This window comes from Pseudoalteromonas sp. MMG010 (assembly GCF_018100905.1).
Taxonomy (GTDB): Bacteria; Pseudomonadota; Gammaproteobacteria; order Enterobacterales; family Alteromonadaceae; genus Pseudoalteromonas.
The window spans coordinates 50,411-67,760 of sequence record NZ_JAGJEG010000004.1 but is presented as its reverse complement, the minus strand read 5'-3'; the positions used below and the strand labels follow the sequence as shown (position 1 = coordinate 67,760).

General features: G+C 38.4%; 18 protein-coding genes. 4 read left to right on the top strand and 14 right to left on the bottom strand.

Annotated elements, in window-relative coordinates:
• The first annotated feature begins 9 nt into the window (after positions 1-9).
• On the top strand, positions 10-726 hold the full coding sequence (locus J8L70_RS06370; RefSeq protein ID WP_211054705.1) for an SIMPL domain-containing protein: 717 nt from the start codon (positions 10-12) through the stop codon (positions 724-726).
• Here J8L70_RS06370 and J8L70_RS06365 read toward each other — a convergent pair.
• The 8 genes from J8L70_RS06365 to J8L70_RS06330 form a co-directional block, all read right to left on the bottom strand.
• Positions 723-1,394, bottom strand: coding sequence for a hypothetical protein (locus J8L70_RS06365; protein ID WP_211054704.1), 672 nt, complete (start codon positions 1,392-1,394; stop codon positions 723-725). The genes J8L70_RS06370 and J8L70_RS06365 overlap by 4 nt on opposite strands.
• Positions 1,395-1,473: 79 nt before the next feature.
• Positions 1,474-3,306 carry a DUF885 domain-containing protein gene (locus J8L70_RS06360; protein WP_211054703.1) on the bottom strand — a complete coding sequence of 611 codons (1,833 nt, stop codon included), beginning with the start codon at positions 3,304-3,306 and terminating at the stop codon, positions 1,474-1,476.
• A 70-nt stretch (positions 3,307-3,376) separates the two neighbouring features.
• The gene (gene hemW / locus J8L70_RS06355; RefSeq protein WP_211054702.1) at positions 3,377-4,513 is read right to left on the bottom strand and encodes a radical SAM family heme chaperone HemW; all 1,137 of its coding nucleotides are present in this window, start codon (positions 4,511-4,513) and stop codon (positions 3,377-3,379) included.
• Positions 4,510-5,109, bottom strand: coding sequence for an RdgB/HAM1 family non-canonical purine NTP pyrophosphatase (gene rdgB / locus J8L70_RS06350; protein ID WP_211054701.1), 600 nt, complete (start codon positions 5,107-5,109; stop codon positions 4,510-4,512). Before rdgB ends, hemW begins: the two co-directional genes overlap by 4 nt.
• Positions 5,110-5,116: 7 nt before the next feature.
• Positions 5,117-5,560 carry a DUF4426 domain-containing protein gene (locus tag J8L70_RS06345; protein ID WP_211054700.1) on the bottom strand — a complete coding sequence of 148 codons (444 nt, stop codon included), beginning with the start codon at positions 5,558-5,560 and terminating at the stop codon, positions 5,117-5,119.
• Positions 5,561-5,629: 69 nt separating this feature from the next.
• Complete coding sequence (locus J8L70_RS06340; protein WP_211054699.1) at positions 5,630-6,163, bottom strand: YggT family protein; 534 nt, start codon at positions 6,161-6,163, stop codon at positions 5,630-5,632.
• Positions 6,164-6,189: 26 nt separating this feature from the next.
• Positions 6,190-7,011 (bottom strand): pyrroline-5-carboxylate reductase, encoded by an 822-nt coding sequence (gene proC / locus J8L70_RS06335; protein WP_211054698.1) that lies wholly within the window; start codon positions 7,009-7,011, stop codon positions 6,190-6,192.
• 18 nt (positions 7,012-7,029) lie between these two features.
• Complete coding sequence (locus tag J8L70_RS06330; protein WP_211054697.1) at positions 7,030-7,740, bottom strand: YggS family pyridoxal phosphate-dependent enzyme; 711 nt, start codon at positions 7,738-7,740, stop codon at positions 7,030-7,032.
• A gap of 2 nt (positions 7,741-7,742) precedes the next feature.
• Between J8L70_RS06330 and J8L70_RS06325 the strand changes: the two genes are divergently transcribed.
• Positions 7,743-8,783 (top strand): type IV pilus twitching motility protein PilT, encoded by a 1,041-nt coding sequence (locus tag J8L70_RS06325; protein ID WP_211054696.1) that lies wholly within the window; start codon positions 7,743-7,745, stop codon positions 8,781-8,783.
• Between the two features lie 8 nt (positions 8,784-8,791).
• A complete protein-coding gene (locus J8L70_RS06320; protein WP_211054695.1) occupies positions 8,792-9,928 on the top strand; it encodes a PilT/PilU family type 4a pilus ATPase in 1,137 nt (378 codons plus the stop codon).
• A gap of 84 nt (positions 9,929-10,012) precedes the next feature.
• On the opposite strand, the gene ruvX is transcribed toward J8L70_RS06320, so the two are convergent.
• From ruvX to J8L70_RS06290, 6 genes are all read right to left on the bottom strand, one after another.
• A complete protein-coding gene (gene ruvX, locus J8L70_RS06315; protein ID WP_211054694.1) occupies positions 10,013-10,462 on the bottom strand; it encodes a Holliday junction resolvase RuvX in 450 nt (149 codons plus the stop codon).
• 4 nt (positions 10,463-10,466) lie between these two features.
• The gene (locus J8L70_RS06310; protein ID WP_211054693.1) at positions 10,467-11,024 is read right to left on the bottom strand and encodes a YqgE/AlgH family protein; all 558 of its coding nucleotides are present in this window, start codon (positions 11,022-11,024) and stop codon (positions 10,467-10,469) included.
• Between the two features lie 99 nt (positions 11,025-11,123).
• Entirely contained in the window at positions 11,124-12,074 is a 951-nt protein-coding gene (gshB, locus tag J8L70_RS06305) for a glutathione synthase (RefSeq protein ID WP_211054692.1), read from the bottom strand.
• Positions 12,075-12,145: 71 nt separating this feature from the next.
• Positions 12,146-12,880: a 16S rRNA (uracil(1498)-N(3))-methyltransferase gene (gene rsmE, locus J8L70_RS06300; RefSeq protein ID WP_211054691.1), complete on the bottom strand. Its 735-nt coding sequence runs from the start codon at positions 12,878-12,880 to the stop codon at positions 12,146-12,148.
• A gap of 83 nt (positions 12,881-12,963) precedes the next feature.
• A complete protein-coding gene (locus tag J8L70_RS06295; RefSeq protein ID WP_211054690.1) occupies positions 12,964-13,440 on the bottom strand; it encodes a hypothetical protein in 477 nt (158 codons plus the stop codon).
• Between the two features lie 65 nt (positions 13,441-13,505).
• The gene (locus tag J8L70_RS06290; RefSeq protein ID WP_211054689.1) at positions 13,506-14,399 is read right to left on the bottom strand and encodes a hypothetical protein; all 894 of its coding nucleotides are present in this window, start codon (positions 14,397-14,399) and stop codon (positions 13,506-13,508) included.
• A gap of 99 nt (positions 14,400-14,498) precedes the next feature.
• Between J8L70_RS06290 and glnE the strand changes: the two genes are divergently transcribed.
• Positions 14,499-17,294: a bifunctional [glutamate--ammonia ligase]-adenylyl-L-tyrosine phosphorylase/[glutamate--ammonia-ligase] adenylyltransferase gene (gene glnE / locus J8L70_RS06285; protein ID WP_211054688.1), complete on the top strand. Its 2,796-nt coding sequence runs from the start codon at positions 14,499-14,501 to the stop codon at positions 17,292-17,294.
• Positions 17,295-17,350 lie beyond the last annotated feature (56 nt).

Genomic DNA, 17,350 nt, shown 5'->3' with positions numbered 1-17,350 from the left:
GGAGCCAGTATGAGCCGAGTAACAAATTATAATTTAGCCATTGCCGCTGCAATTTTAGCAATTGGATTACTTGGCTTAGGAGTCATTTTAAATAGCACGGCACTTGCAGTAAAAGCAATGGATCGTACTGTCGTGGTCAAAGGCTTGGCCGAACGAGATGTTGTTGCCGATACGGTTATTTGGCCATTACAATTTACAGATGCGGATAATAATTTAGAGGTGTTAGTGCAGCGTATTGAGCAAAAAAATAGTGCAATTATTGCCTTTTTAAAGCTGCATGGCTTTGATGACGATGAGATATCATTGGGAGTTCAATCAATAAAAGATCAGCAAACACAAGCGTATGTTAATCAGCATCAAAAGCTTAGATACCTAGCTCGCTCTACCGTTACTATTTATAGTCACGCACTTGATAAAGTAAAAAATGCGGTTGCTCAGATTAGCCAGTTAGCTAAACAAAACATTGCCATAGAACAAGACAGTTACCAAACTAAAATAGAATATATATTTAACGGTTTAAACAATATAAAACCAAGTATGGTGCAACAAGCGACTGAAAAAGCAAGAGAAGTAGCACAAAAATTTGCCAAAGATTCTAATTCTAAATTAGGTAAAATTAAAACGGCTCATCAGGGGCAATTTAGCATTCGTGCCCGCGACTCGAATACACCAGCAATAAAGAAAGTACGTGTGGTTAGCCGTGTTGAATACTACTTAGTCGATTAATTCATACTTTTAACTAAACGGGCTATTTCGCTAGTAGGGCGTTGTAAGTAAGCCGCACTGAGTAACAATGTCGGTTCATTCAAGCGTGTTGGTTGTAAAAAAGGTAATAGATTTCCTTTGTACTGCGAATTTTGCTTTTGCTCTATTTCTATTAACGCTAGTAAGGCTGAAAACTCATGTTTAATTGGTATGTTCGTTTTATTTGCAAAAGCAATATAGCAAGCCACCGGGGTAAGCCCTTGTGCATTAGGCGTAGCTAAGGCACTTAATAGATCTTCGTTAGATTCAAATAACATTAGTGAACGTATGTAATTAAAAGGGAGTGTACTTTCATCAGCATGACTAAATAATGTATGTAATAGGCCATTACCTTGCTCATTGTATGTCATAAAGCCTTTATTTACTTTCAGTGCCGGTGTAAAAAACACTAATTCATCGAGTTGTGTAAATTGCGAAATAAACTCTGCAGGAAGTTGGTTAGTTGCTAAAATATGCGTTGCTGCATTTTGCATAAATTGATATTTAACGTCCATTCGCAGCGCACTTTGAAATAGATATTTAAGCTGCAATACTTGTTGCTGCGACGTTAGGTTTTTAAAGTCGTTATCTAACTCATTGAGTTGCTGTTTGGCAATGCGCGCACGGAGTAATTGTATACTTAAATCCATTATTATCCTTATTAAAATAAATATAAACAAAAGGCCGCTTAGGCGACCTTTTAAGTTTATGTGTTATTAAAAATAACGCTTAACTTTTTTTGCTTGCAACCCATTCATTTACAAACTTTTCTAATAAGTTCAGTGGAAGAGGGCCATTTTTAAGAACTACATCATGGAATTGACGTATATCAAACTTATCACCCAGCTCCATTTTAGCTGCTTCACGTAGTTCAAGTATTTTAAGCATACCTACTTTGTAAGCGGTTGCTTGTGAAGGCATTACAATGTGGCGTTCAACCATTTTAACCGCATCTGAAGTTGCATTTGGCGTATTATTTACATAGTAATCAATACCTGTTTGGCGATCCCACTTCATTGCATGAATACCGGTGTCTACCACTAAACGACATGCACGCCAAAGCTCCATAGAGAGGCGACCAAAATCTGAGTACGGGTCTGAATACATGCCCATTTCTTTTGGTATAAACTCAGAGTATAACCCCCAGCCTTCAGTGTAAGCGGTGTAACGGCCATATTTACGAAACTCTGGAACACCTTCTAGCTCTTGCGAAATCGCTATTTGCATATGGTGTCCTGGAATACCTTCGTGATATGCCAGTGCTTCCATTTGATAGGTGGGCATTGCTTGCATATCGTAAAGGTTTGCGTAGTAAATACCTGGACGAGAACCATCCGGTGCTGGTTGTTGATAAAAGGCTTTACCCGCTGCTTTTTCACGGAAAGCTTCAACGCGTTTTACAACCATATCTGCTTTTGGTTTTACAATAAATAACTCATCTAAACGCGACTTCATGGTGTTAATTAAAGCTGTAGCCTCGCTTAAGTATTGCTCTTTACCTGCTTCAGTATTTGGTAAGTAAAATTGCTTATCTGTTTTCATAAACTGCATAAACGCTTTTAAGTCACCTTTAAAGCCCACTTTTTCTTTAATTTGACGCATTTCATCATGAATACGTGCAACTTCAGCTAAACCAACAGCATGGATCTCTTTTGCTGTTAAATCAGTGGTGGTGGTTCTTTTTAATGCGTTGTTATAAAAATCAGCACCATCAGGTAACTTCCAAGCGCCGTCACGATCATCGGCACGTTTTTCAAGTTGTGCTAAAAAATTTATTAACGTTGAATAAGCGGGTTTTACCGCCGATGTTAGTGCATCAGTAGCTTGCGCTATTAGTGTCTCTTTTTCTTCTTGTGTTATTTCAAGTGCAGATACTTTACGTTTAAAGTCACTAAGCAGCGTTGAATCTTCACCTTGTTCAAAAGGGGCGCCTTTAATAATGTTTTTACTTGAATCAATCACATGTGGAAAAACAAATTTAGGAGCGATAATACCTTTATCAGCACGTACTGTTAAATCAGTAACTAACTGTTCAAATACTTTTGGTACCCCATTAAGGCGAGAAATATAGGCCTTGGCATCATCAACATTACTAATTTGATGTTGGTTAATTAAAAACGCAGGCACCATAGAGTGCGTACCAAACATTTGATTTACCGGGTAGTTATGGTATCGCCATTTAAAGTCGGCAATCGAATTTTCAAGTGCTTGTTTTTTTAAGTCGTAACTTACTTGCGTTGATGCATCAAGTAGGTCTCGGTTAATTGTTTTTAATTCAACTAAGTCTGCTTTTGTTTGTGCGTGACTTTTAAGTACTTCAGCTTCGCTGCCATCATCCCATTTATCGTAATCTTTTTTTATCCCCATGTATGTTTGATAGATAGGGCTTTGCATGACATCACGTTTAAATGTGTCATCAAAAAAGGCATTGGCGCGATCTATTTCGCTTTGCTGCGGCGCGACTTGTACTACCATTTCTGAGGTCGGTTTTTCAGCTGTCTGCTGACAGCCACCTAATAATGCAGCGCTTATTGCTGCTGCGATAAAAGTAAGTTTACGCATTTTTTTCCCTTTGTTGTTAGAAACCCAGTTGGGTAAAATTATTATTATAAATTACCGTTTTATATCGGCATTAAACAAATAACTCTAGCAGATCATTTAAAAAACGATGCCCTTTTTGAGTCACTTGCCATTGTTGCTTTGTCTGTGTGAGCAGTTTATTTGTCTTTGCTTGTGCCAGCGCATTTTCAACAGACTCTAATGGCTGATGAGTTAGCACGGAAAAATCATCAATAGGGCAGGGCTCAAAGAGACGAAATCGATTCATAAAAAACTCAAATGCTAAATCATCTTGTGCCACCTGCCAGCTTTTATATAAATAAGGCTTCACCATATCCATATAGCCACGGGGATGTTTTACCTTTTCGGTACGCGTTATCACCTGCGTTTTGGCATTTGTTACTTTACCATGTGCACCACAGCCGATACCGATATAATCGCCAAAGCGCCAATAATTTAAGTTATGCTGACATTGAAAGCCTGGTTTTGCATAACCTGATATTTCGTATTGGATATAGCCGGCTTGTGCTAATAATGCTTGGCCTTGTTCTTGAATATCCCATAAGGTGTCATCGTGTGGCAACGTCGGTGGCTTAGAAGCAAACTGAGTATTGGGCTCTATCGTGAGTTGATACCACGATATGTGCGGTGGATTTAAGGCAATGATTTTCTTTAAATCACTCAGGGCGTCATCGAGAGTTTGCCCAGGTAGTCCATGCATTAAATCTAAGTTAAAGCTATTTAATCCGGCCTCTTTTGCTTGCTCAGCGGCATAAACAGCTTCATCGGCTCCGTGGATTCGACCTAGGGCTTTTAGCTTGTCATTTTGCATGCTTTGCACCCCGATAGAAATCCGGTTTATGCCTGCATTTACATATTCTTTAAAGCGATTTGTTTCAACAGTCCCTGGATTCGCTTCTAGAGTGATTTCGCACTGCGGTGCTAAACCAATTAGGTTATCTATTTCATTGATAAGGCGAGTGTATGCACTGCCCGTTAATAAGCTCGGTGTGCCGCCACCGATAAATATACTGTGAATTTTACGACCTTGTACCAGATGTAAGTCGGCTTTTAGGTCATCAATTAAATGCTGTACATATTCAGCCTCAGGTATTTCGCCTTTTTGACCATGACTATTAAAGTCGCAATAAGGGCACTTTTGCACACACCAAGGCACATGAATATATAAACTCAGAGGAGGTAGGATCACAGGCCGCCTTTTAGTTTTAAAGCATCTAATAATTTAGCTAATGCTTGAGCGCGATGACTTATTGCATTTTTTTGGCTTTTACTCAGCTGTGCGCTAGTGCAATTTAATTCAGGGATAAAAAACACCGGATCGTAGCCAAAGCCACCTTCACCGTGTTGTTTTAAAGTAATTTCACCTTCCCAACTCGCACTGCAAATGAGTGGCGTTGGATCTTCGCTATGGCGCATAAACACTAATACACACCAAAAACGTGCACTGCGAACAGGGTTATCACCGAGCTCATGCATCAGTTTATCAATATTTTGTTGATCGCTTGCATCATCACCACTATAGCGTGCTGAATAAACACCTGGAGCGCCATTTAAACCATCTACTTCAAGCCCTGAATCGTCAGCTATTGCGGGCATTGACGTTATTTTAGCGGCATGGCGGGCTTTAATTATGGCGTTTTCAACAAAGGTGGTGCCGGTTTCAGCCACTTCACCAACGTTAAATTCGCTTTGCGGTACTACATTAATATTTAATGGGCTTAGCATGCTTGCCAGCTCATCGACTTTTCCACGGTTGCCTGTGGCAAGCACTAAAGTTTTGCTCATAATGGGCTTAATCTACGTAAAATTTTTGTTGGAATTTCAGGGTGTGAAATTGGTTGTTTTGTTTTATAGCTATTTCAAAGCGTAATACTTCTTCGTTGCTGTAATCTACTTGTGCTAAATAATAAATCGCATCACCTTCTTTAACTTCTTTAAAGTTAAGGGTTTGCTTATTACCGAGTAGATTTTTTGCTGTACCGGTTAAAACCGCTGTTTGAGCACTATTTTGGGCGTCATTTTTTAAAATGGAAATATTAACAATACCTTTGTAACCACTGCGCTCAAGGCCATAGGCTTGAGCTATATTTGGCTGAATAAAGGTTGATGGAAAAGCAATGTAGTGTACCTGCCAATCACCGAGCTCTTTATATTGTGCGCCAGGCATTTGTTGTGCTTTGCTAGTAAATGCCAATACGAGGGTTAGCATTGCAAAAAGTGAAAATAAACGCTGCATAGTTATCTCCTGCAAACCTATAAAAAAGAGGCCAAATGACCTCTTCGAATGTTGTTTTAATAAAAGTGATTAAATGAATAAATCAATTAATAACTTTTGTATAAATTGAATTGCGATAATTAAGACCAAAATTGATAAATCGAACCCACCCATAGGTGGAATGACTTTACGGATAGGTCTAAGCATTGGCTCTGTTAATTGTTGAAAAACGGCTTCAATGGGATTATATCCCTGACTTACAAAGCTTAAAATAGCACGAACAATTAACACTAAAAATAGTAAGCTAAACGCTTCGCTTAATACACTCAGTACACTTTGTATTAAGGCAGGTTGTAATGCCCAGCCGTGAAACTGCATGTACATTAAAATGCTGACTTTAGCCAATGCGATTAAAAATGCTAACAACAAAGAAGCAAAATCAAGCCCTGCAAAGCCTGGGATTATTTTGCGTAATGGGTTTACAGCAAACGACGTTGCTTTGACCACAAATTGACTCATTGGATTGTAAAAGTCAGCTTTAGCCCACTGTAACCAAAAACGTAGTAGGACTACCATTAAAAATAAATTGAATACAGTATCAATTAAAAAGTGCATCGCCGTCATAGTATAACCTTTATCGTAATATGAACTTAAAGCTCTTGTTCCATTTGTTGAGCACGGGCAATACATGCATCCATTGCATCACCCACTGTGTTTATTAAGCCTTCTGCTTTTAAGTGTTCAACAGCTGCATGGGTTGTTCCACCTTTAGAAGTTACATTGGCACGTAATTGTTCAATGCTAATATCACTTTGATCAACGGTCATTTCAGCAGCGCCTAATGCGGTTTGTTGTACTAATTTACGCGCATCGTCGTCACTAAAACCAAGTGCTTTTGCTTTTTCTTCGATGGCCTGCATAAATAAGAAAAAGTAAGCAGGCGATGAGCCCGTTACAGCAATAATATCGTTTATTTGAGATTCTTGTTTAACCCAAACCACGATACCGGTTGATTCAAATACGTGCTGTACAAAATTGTGTTCATCGCTAGTTTCGCCTGCACCAAATAGTCCTGACACACCGCGGCCTAATAACGAAGGTGTATTTGGCATACAACGTACCATTTTTACTGGTTGACCTAACATCTCACGTAATCGTGAAACAGTAAGCCCTGCCGCCACAGAAATAAATAATTTATCACTAAAATCGATACCAGAATCTTGAAATGATTGGCATAAATCACCCATCATTTGTGGTTTAACCGATAAAACAATAACATCAGCATTGCGTAAGGCTTGATTATTATCGCTGGTGGTTTGCACGTTAAAGTCGCTAGCTACTTTAGCTAGTTTTTCTTGGTTGCGGTTAGTTGCAATAATATGTTGTGGGTTAAACCCATTTTTTACCATGCCACCAATAATGGCATAGCTCATGTTACCTGTTCCTATAAATGCGATTGTTTTATCTGACATACGTCTGTTATCACCCTTTTAAGTTCGTGTACCAAAAATATCTGTGCCGATCCTGACCATTGTTGAACCAGCACTAATTGCTGCTTCGACATCATTACTCATTCCCATCGACAATGTATCTATATCAGGATATTGGGTCTTTAGTTTATCAAAGCAAGCATATAATTGCTTAAAATATTCTATTTGCGTGTCGTAGCAATTCGATTTGGCCGGTATTGCCATTAAACCGCGTAACTTTAACGTAGGTGCATTCGCTATAAACTTTGCAAGCGCATCAATTTCATCGGGTTGGCAACCTGATTTTGCTTCTTCCAAGCTAATATTAACTTGTATTAAAACATTTAACGGCTGTTTATTTTCAGGGCGCTGACTGGCTAATCGATTGGCTATTTTTAATCTATCGACACTATGTACCCAATCAAAATACTCTGCAACTAATGCCGATTTATTTGATTGAATGGGGCCAATGAAATGCCAAATGATGTCGCTATATGAGTCTAGTTGCGCTATTTTATCTACAGCCTCTTGAACATATGACTCACCAAATTGGCGTTGACCAAACTGGTATGCGGCAATAATGTCGTCACAGGGTTTTGTTTTCGACACTGCAAGTAATGCTACGTTGTTATTATACGGAGATTTTTTTGCAGCCTTGGCTATTCTGTCGTAGGCGCTTGTGAGTCGTTCTGCTATTGTAAACATATAATTATCAGTTAGTTGTGGAGCCATAAATGGATATTACCGAATTATTGGCGTTTTGTGTTCAAAACAAAGCATCAGATTTACACCTGTCGTCAGGTGTTTCACCCATGATACGCGTTGACGGCGATGTGCGCCGTATAAATATTCCAGCCCTTGAAAGCAAAGATGTAAACGGGTTGGTATACGATATTATGAACGATAATCAACGTAAGGACTACGAACAAAACCTAGAAGTTGATTTTTCTTTTGAAGTGCCTAATTTAGCTCGTTTTCGTGTTAATGCATTTAATTCTAACCGAGGTCCTGCAGCTGTTTTTCGTACTATTCCAAGCGAGGTTCTATCGTTAGAAGATTTGGGTGCACCTGATATATTTAAAACAATTTCTGATAACCCAAGAGGACTGGTGCTTGTTACAGGACCGACTGGTTCGGGTAAATCAACAACGCTTGCAGCAATGGTTGATTATATAAACCAAACTAAACACCATCATATCTTAACTATCGAAGATCCGATTGAGTTTGTACACGACAATAAATTAAGCTTGATTAATCAACGCGAAGTTCACCGTGACACCCATAGCTTTTCTAATGCTTTACGCAGTTCATTACGTGAAGACCCCGATGTTATTTTAGTGGGTGAGCTACGTGATTTAGAAACTATTCGTTTGGCGATGACCGCGGCCGAAACGGGGCATTTAGTGTTTGGCACATTGCATACCACCTCTGCACCAAAAACCATTGACCGTATTATTGATGTATTCCCTGGCGAAGAAAAAGACATGGTACGCTCAATGCTGTCTGAATCATTACGTGCTGTAATTTCGCAAACATTACTTAAAAAAATAGGCGGCGGGCGTATTGCAGCCCATGAAATTATGCTGGGTGTACCAGCTATTCGTAATTTAATACGCGAAGATAAAATTGCACAAATGTATTCATCTATTCAAACCGGAGCGTCAGTCGGTATGCAAACGATGGATCAATGTTTAACAAGTTTGGTTAACCATGGCTTGATAACAACGGCTGCAGCTAAAGCTAAAGCACAAGATAAATCGCAATTTGGAGGCTAGGGAAAAACATGGATATTTCTTTAAATCGTTTTTTACATTTAATGATTGAAAAACAAGGATCTGATTTATTTGTTTCTAGCCATTTGCCAGTGAGTGCAAAAATAAATGGCGAATTGACGGCGCTAGGTGATGATAAGCTAACTGATGAGCAGGCGCTTACGCTGGTTGAGTCAGCGATGAGCGAAAAACAAAAAGCAGAGTTTCACAAAACAAAAGAATGTAATTTTGCTATTGCTACCGATGAAGGTCGTTTTCGTATTTCTGCTTTTTGGCAGCGTGATAGAGCGGGGATGGTCATTAGACGTATCGTAACCGAAATCCCTGATATTAATGACTTAGGTTTACCCTCAACACTAACCGATGTAATAATGGCAAAACGTGGATTACTGCTGTTTGTTGGTGGTACGGGTACTGGTAAATCAACCTCATTAGCGGCTTTAATTGGTTATCGCAACCGTAATCAACGGGGGCATATTTTAACGATTGAAGATCCCATTGAGTTTGTGCATGAGCATCGTAAAAGTATTATTACTCAGCGCGAAGTTGGGCTTGATACAGAAAGCTTTGAATCCGCACTAAAGAGCTCTTTACGCCAAGCGCCCGATGTTATTTTAATTGGTGAAATACGTTCACAAGAAACCATGGAGTACGCATTAAGCTTTGCTGAAACAGGGCATCTATGTGTAGCGACCTTGCATGCTAATAACGCAAACCAAGCTATTGACCGTATTATGCATTTAGTGCCTAAAGAAAAACATGACAAATTAAAATACGATTTAGCACTAAATTTACGTGCCATTATTGCCCAGCAACTTATTCCTACTTCAGACGGTGAAGGACGAGTTGCAGCCATTGAAATTTTATTAAACTCTCCCATGGTGGCTGAGCTTATTAAAAGTGGCGATATTGGTGGAATAAAAGAGGCGATGGGTAAATCGAACGAGATGGGAATGCAAACGTTCGATCAAGCTTTATTTGAGCTTTATAAGCAGCAGCGTATTAACTATGCCGATGCATTGCATCATGCTGATTCACCTAATGACTTACGACTAATGATAAAACTACGTAATAACGAGCAACAAGGGGCTGGATTTTTACAAGGGGTGACCATTGACGGTTTAGATACAAAAGGGCGCTCAGATTAATTGCGTTAGTTAAATGCAACTCCCTCTTTAATTGTTAAATACATTACCTATTAAAGAGGGAATTAGGGTATTTATTGTATAAAATTAATCACCGTAACTTGATTCAAAAAAACTCTCTAAAATAATCACCGCAGACATATTATCAACTTTCCTTTTGCCTAAATTTTTATAACCACCTTGTTCAAATAAACGTGCTTTCGCATCAGCAGTCGTGAGCCTTTCATCTTGTGTTTCGACAGCTATGGCATAATGATTGTGCAAACGATTGGCAAATTTCTTTGCTTTAAAGGTCACATCCTGAGGCGTACCATCCATATTTAACGGTAATCCAACAACCATTAAATCTGGTTGCCACTCGTTTACTTGTACTGCAATATCATCCCAATTAGGAATACCATCACGAGCCGATACCGCCTTTAAGCTCGATGCACTGCCTGTAAGTTCTTGGCCTATAGCAATCCCTATACTTTTAGTACCAAAGTCAAAGCCCATAACGGTGCGTTGACCTTTTGGTTTTAGCGTTTTTTTTGTCATTGTATTATGCGTGTCCAGCTTCACTACTTAATTGACTAGCATCGAACCCTAACATAGAGACCGCTTTTTCCCAGCGCTCTTCTATAGGGGTATCAAAGATGATTTTTGGATCTGCTTTAATAATAAGCCAGCTATTCTCAAGTAGCTCTTTTTCTAATTGTCCTTGTTCCCAGCCTGAATAACCTAAAGTAATAATAAATTGTTCGGGAGCGTGTTCTGTTGTGAGTTTAGCTAGGACATCTTTTGAGGTGGTGATCATAATATCACGACTTAGTTTTTGACTTGCAGAATAACCTAGCTGTGGAGAATGAAGGACAAAACCTCTATCAGTTTTTACCGGTCCTCCAGCAAATACAGAGACTTGTGAGGCGTCGGTTGATTTATCGTTATCAATTTCGATCTTATCTAGTAGTTCACCGACAGTGATATTGATCGGTTGGTTGATAACCAACCCCATGGCCCCATCTTCATTATGCTCACAAATATAGGTGACAGAATGTTTAAAAAAAGGGTCTTGCATTGATGGCATAGCGATTAAAAAATGATTTTCTAATGATTGCATAAGCGTCACCTTTTAGTTATTGAATAGTGAGTATGGCATATTTATTGAGTTAGCTATAAAAAACTCATTAATAACAATTATTAATGAGTTTTAATTTTATTATTTAGCTATTTTTTCTTCGATAGCATCAAACAATATACCTGTAATAGATATGTCATAAGCGGCTTCTATTTCTTTTACGCATGTAGGTGCGGTGACATTTATTTCAGTTAATTTGTCGCCAATGATATCTAGGCCAACAAAAATAAGCCCTTTTTCTTTAAGCGTTGGCGCAACAGCGTGTGCTATTTTTAGATCTGATTCACTTAAAGGTCTTGCTTCACCACGTCCACCAGCGGCTAAATTACCGCGCGTTTCACCATTTTGTGGAATACGTGCAAGGCAGTACGGGATCACTTCCCCATTAATTACCAATACACGCTTGTCACCTTGTTTAATCGCAGGGATATAGTTTTGTACCATGGCAAACTGGCTACCATGCTCTGTAAGTGTTTCGCAAATAACGCCAATATTTGCATCATCTTCTTTTACTCTAAAAATAGAGGCGCCGCCCATGCCATCTAACGGTTTTAAAATAATATCTTTATGTTGTGCTAAAAACTCACGGATTTGACTTTGGCTGCGCGTCACTAATGTATCGGGTGTGTGTTCACTAAACCAAGCTGTAAATAATTTTTCGTTAGCATCTCGCAGGCTTTGTGGTTTATTAACAATCAAAGTACCTTCTTGCTCTGCACGTTCTAAAATATAGGTGGCGTAAATATATTCGGTATCAAAAGGAGGATCTTTGCGCATTAAAATGACATCTAAATCACTTAGCGCGATAGTTTCTTTTGCTTCTAGTTCGTACCATTTAGACGGGTTATCAAACACGTGTGCTTTTGCCGCTGTCGCATAGGCTTTACCTTGGCGCAGTGATAAGTCATCCATTTCCATGTAATAAACTTCATAGCCGCGCGTTTGCGCCTGCATCATCATTGCAAAACCAGTGTCTTTTTTAATATTAAACCCGCTGATCGGATCTGAAATAATACCTAATTTAATTGCCATGCACTTTGCCTTGTTATTTAAATTGTTCATGAACCTTCATAACGTTTATATGAGGGTTGTTACGATCGTTTTCAATTCGCTAAATCACCAAATTGAAGTTGTAAAGCACTTAAGACCGTTAAAGCGGCTGTTTCCGTTCGTAAAACGCGAGGCCCTAAGCGAATATCGACAAATTCTTGTTGCTTTGTATTTAACATTTCTTCGTCGGTAAAGCCGCCCTCAGGGCCAATTAAAAAACGCACCCCAGCATCAGGGACTATAATCGTTTTTATACTGTGCTCTGCACGAGGGTGTAGGGTTAGCTTTATTTCTGTACTGGTTTGTTCTAACCATGTTTGTAAATCAATTGGAGGGTGAATTACTGTAACGGCATTGCGCCCAGACTGTTCTGCAGCAGAAATTGCAATTTTTTGCCATTGTTGGTGTTTTTTATCGAGTCTATCGGCATTGAGTTTTACCCCGCAGCGCTGGCTAAAAATAGGTGTGATTTCGTTAACTCCTAATTCAACCGACTTTTGGATCGTAAAATCCATTTTATCGCCGCGAGATATACATTGCCCCAAATGCACTTTTAATGGAGACTCTGCATTGTGGTCAATATATTCAATAGGCAACACAACAACACTTTTTTTAGTGATTTCGCTTATTTCACTTAAAAACTCACCGCCTTGGCCATTAAATAAAGAAATTTTCTCACCCACTTTCATACGCAATACGCGGCTAATATGCCCCGCAGCATCATCATTTAAAGAGATTGGGGTGTTAAGTGCAATATCAGATGCCTGATAAATATGGGGGACTCGCATACGCTTCACTTATTACTGTATTTGGATATATTTGACTATGGTAAGCATGCATAGAAATAGGTGCAAATGTTTATTTTAATATTTTAGATTTTATTTAATTGTATTGCTAATTCGGTTAAGTCTGCTGAGGTTTGGGCAATTTCAGTTTGACATGATAGATGATTAACATGGCCTTTTTCGCCTACGCTTTCAAAATAATATCCGTTTTCACTTTGCGAGACTAAAAAGCGAATTTGGTGGATAGAATTAAAAATAAATTGCTGTTCTTTACTGGCTGATAAATAATCGGCTTTATTGAGCAGTACCCCTTTAATTTGATGATGTGTATGTAGGTAGCTGGCCAGTTCAGAGACACTTATTTCATTACTTATATCGCAATAAGAATAGTCTTTAATGAGGTTATCGAACATCATTTTTACTAATTGGCGTGTATTCCCCCCGGCAACAATTAATGTGCTTGGGTTTTGGCGTTTACTTTGATCAAAATAGTGTGTGGCAAAATCATGGCTGAATTTACTGTCTGTATCGAGTAAAAGATAATTACTAACTTCAAACGGCATAGTTCTCATTACCTTAACTGTGTGTGTTGTTATATATATAAGCTATCGTGAGCTGTTAATCTACTTTAAATCGAAAACATACTGATAAGTAAATAGCCAACAGCACAAAATACGGCAAACTCTATACACGCTATACCAATATTGTCTTGGTGGTCAACCTCAAGGGCTGTATTAATTTTAGGTAAAGATACCATTTTAATTATAAACGCTAAGCAATAAAGTAGCAGCCACATTACACCGCAATGCATTACTAACGTAAAAAGGTTTTCAACCATTTTACCATTTTGAAATACAGCGCTAGAAAGCCCTGCATATAACGCTAACGATAAGCCTATAGATTTTCCTGCATAACGAATGCCTATTGAGGTGTTCTCGTGATTAAAGTTACTTTGCAATGAAGCACCTTGGTTAGCGCTCGCAAATTTGCGTTCTCTTATTTTTGAATCGATTGAAAATATACCTTGTAGAACAAAAAAGCTCACAATGGCGATAAGTAAATTACTGTAACCTTGTATATGAGTCCAAGTGTATAGCCCAAGTGTAATTATACAATTTGCAATTAACATTCCTGAGTCAACCATTGCGGCGCAGACATTTTGTTTTAAAATGGCAGCCTCTTCGTTGAATCGACTCAATATCCATTTTCGATGGATTAAATGGCCTATTTTAATAAAACTAAACAACAACACGATTAAAATAATCACTTTCACCGGGTGTGATTGTGCCGTATTTAAACTTATTTCATCAAATAAAAATGCCATTGTCGCAATCACCACAATGATTTCGCTAGCAAAGCTAATTCCCATAGCAAAGTTATCACGTTGAGCTAATTCATCTTTAAGGGCTTTTTTTGCCCTGTATTCAGAATATAACCGTAAGCTGATAATAGTTATACAAATAACAATAAAACTAATGGCAATCGCAGCAAAACTGGTGTTAGATAAAGATAGATATGACATGTTGATTCCATATAACGTTTTAAAAGCATTTGTACCTAAAATTTTTAGGTTTCTTTACCTATTCTAGTACGGTTACAGATTATATAAAAGGGAGTATTAATGACTAACTCAATGCCAATCTCTAGTGAATTTACAAAGCTTGGGCAATTACGCTTTGAAAACCTTTATCCAGAGCAAGAACACCAAAGTGATATTGTTAAATTGTTGGCATTAAGTGATTTTGCTTGGCGTTGTTTATCATCGCAACCACAATTAAAAGATTGGCTGCTTGATGAGGCCGAGCTAAAACAACGGCAGGTTGTTTCGCCTTTTATTAATACAGCACTCAATGAGATTGATGATAATCAGTGTCAAAAAATATTACGCCAATACCGCGAGCGTTATTGGCTTAAAGTCGCTTATTTAGACTTATGCTGCGATAACCCAATTGATGAGAGTGTTTTTTATATTAGTGAATTGGCCGACATGTTAATTGATAGTGCTAATCAATGGGCTTATTCTCAAGTAGCTAAAGTCAGCGGGCAACCTCTTGATGAAAAAGCTAATCCGCTGCCTTTAATGATTGTAGGAATGGGAAAATTGGGAGGGAAGGAATTAAATTATTCATCCGATATAGACCTTATTTTTACTTACCCCCGTAATGTTGAAACGCAAGGTGGTCGACGTGCTGTTGAGGCACAGGTTTTCTACACTAAAGTGGCACAAAAAATCATTTTAGCTTTAGATCATATTACCGGTGATGGCCAAGTATTTAGAGTTGATATGCGATTGCGTCCATTTGGTGAAAGTGGACCATTGGTAATGAGTTTTAATGCATTTGAAGACTACTACCAAGAGCAAGGGCGTGATTGGGAACGTTACGCCATGTTAAAGGCGAGGTTAATAGGAAAACCAAGTATATATAGCGAAGAATTTTATACTTTATTAAAACCTTTTGTATATCGTCGGTATATTGATTTTTCTGTTATCGACTCTTTGCGTAAAATGAAACGTATGATTGCGCAAGAAGTTCGTCGAAAAGGACTACGTAATAATATTAAGCTTGGGGCCGGAGGGATCCGCGAAGTTGAATTTATTGTACAAGCATTACAAATGGTTCGCGGTGGGCGAGAGGCAAACTTACAAACACAGTCAATATTAACAGCACTGCAAGAATTGATAAAAAGTCAGGTTATTGACGAAAGTGAAGCAAAAGAATTAACGGCTAATTATCTGTACCTACGAAAAGTTGAACAATATTTGCAAATATTTGACGATCAACAAACGCAAACCTTACCCGATGATGTATTAAATCAACAGCGACTGCAATATTTACTGGGGCATGATGATTTTGCGACATCACTGGAAAAAATTTCTCAGGTAATGACAAAAGTGAATGAAGAGTTTGCATTAGTTATCGGTGAAGAAACTGAATCGATAGATAGTTGCGAACAAACATTTATCAGTACTTGGGATCATTTTGATGTAAGTTTTTTAGCTGATGATAAACAAGGTTGGCAAGCCCCTTTAGATGATTTTGTGCGTAAGCTAGCTAAAGCTAAAATGGGGCACCGTGGACGTGATATTCTTGATAAATTAATGCCAGTGTTACTTAAACAGCTTAGTGAAAACAATGCCAATGCGCGTGTTTTTACTATGGTATGCCAAGTATTTACAAAAATAATCTCCCGCACCGCTTATTTAGAATTACTTTATGAAAATCCAGGAACCTTAAAGCAGTTAGTTTTATTGTGTTGCCATAGTAAATGGATTGGCGAACATATATCACGTTATCCAATATTACTAGATGAGTTAATTGACCCCGCGGTGCTTTATAAACCGACGCCCTTATCGGCTTATAAAGATGAAATAAGACAATATTTTTTACGTATTGAGCATGACGACTTAGAGCTGCAAATGGAATCATTGCGCCAATTTAAACAAACTCATCAGTTACGTATAGCCGCAGCCGATGCCACGGGGGTGATCGATGTTATGAAAGTAAGCGATCACTTAACGGCATTAGCAGAAGCCATTGTTGAACAAGCCGTTAATATTGCTTGGCAAACTAACACGAAGCGTTTTGGTCACCCACCTAATACCAGCGAGCAAAACAAAGGTTTTGCTGTTATTGCTTATGGTAAAACGGGTGGTTTTGAAGTGGGGTATGACTCTGATCTTGATTTAGTGTTTGTACATAATCATGATGGTTCAAGTTTTACAAATGGCGATAAATCGATTGATTCACGACAGTTTTATTTGAAATTAGCTCAACGGTTAATGCATTTATTTAATACGCGTACGGCCTCGGGGATTTTATATGAACTTGATACTCGCCTTCGCCCTGAAGGGGCATCGGGTTTATTGGCTATAAATTTAGAAAGCTTTAATCATTATCAGCAAACACAAGCGTGGACCTGGGAGCATCAGGCTTTAGTTAGAGCGCGTATTATTTATGGTGAATCTGGTTTAGTTGAGCGTTTTTCTCAAATTCGCAGTCATATTTTATGTCAATCACGAGATGTTGAAATACTCAATCAAGATGTAATAAAAATGCGTGAAAAAATGCGTCAACATTTAGCGAAAGGAACAGAGCATCAATTTGATTTAAAACAAGATAAAGGTGGGATGGCTGATATTGAATTTATTACTCAATATTTAGTACTCAAGAATGCGCAGCATTATCCGCAGTTATGTGAGTACTCTGATAATGTACGGATTTTAACAAATGCAGCCTTGCTAGGTTGTATAACTGAACAGCAAAAACACCAATTGGTGCAAGCTTACATTGATTACCGTTCTCGTTATCATGTATTAAGTTTAGATCAACAAGGGCGCTGTGTTGAACGCACAGAGTTGAAACATGATATAGAGAATGTAACCGCTATTTGGTCTGACGTATTTACCTTAGCTTGAGGCTGTTTAATATTGCGTTAAAGCGCCGCTAAGATTACACACTTAACGACGCTTTA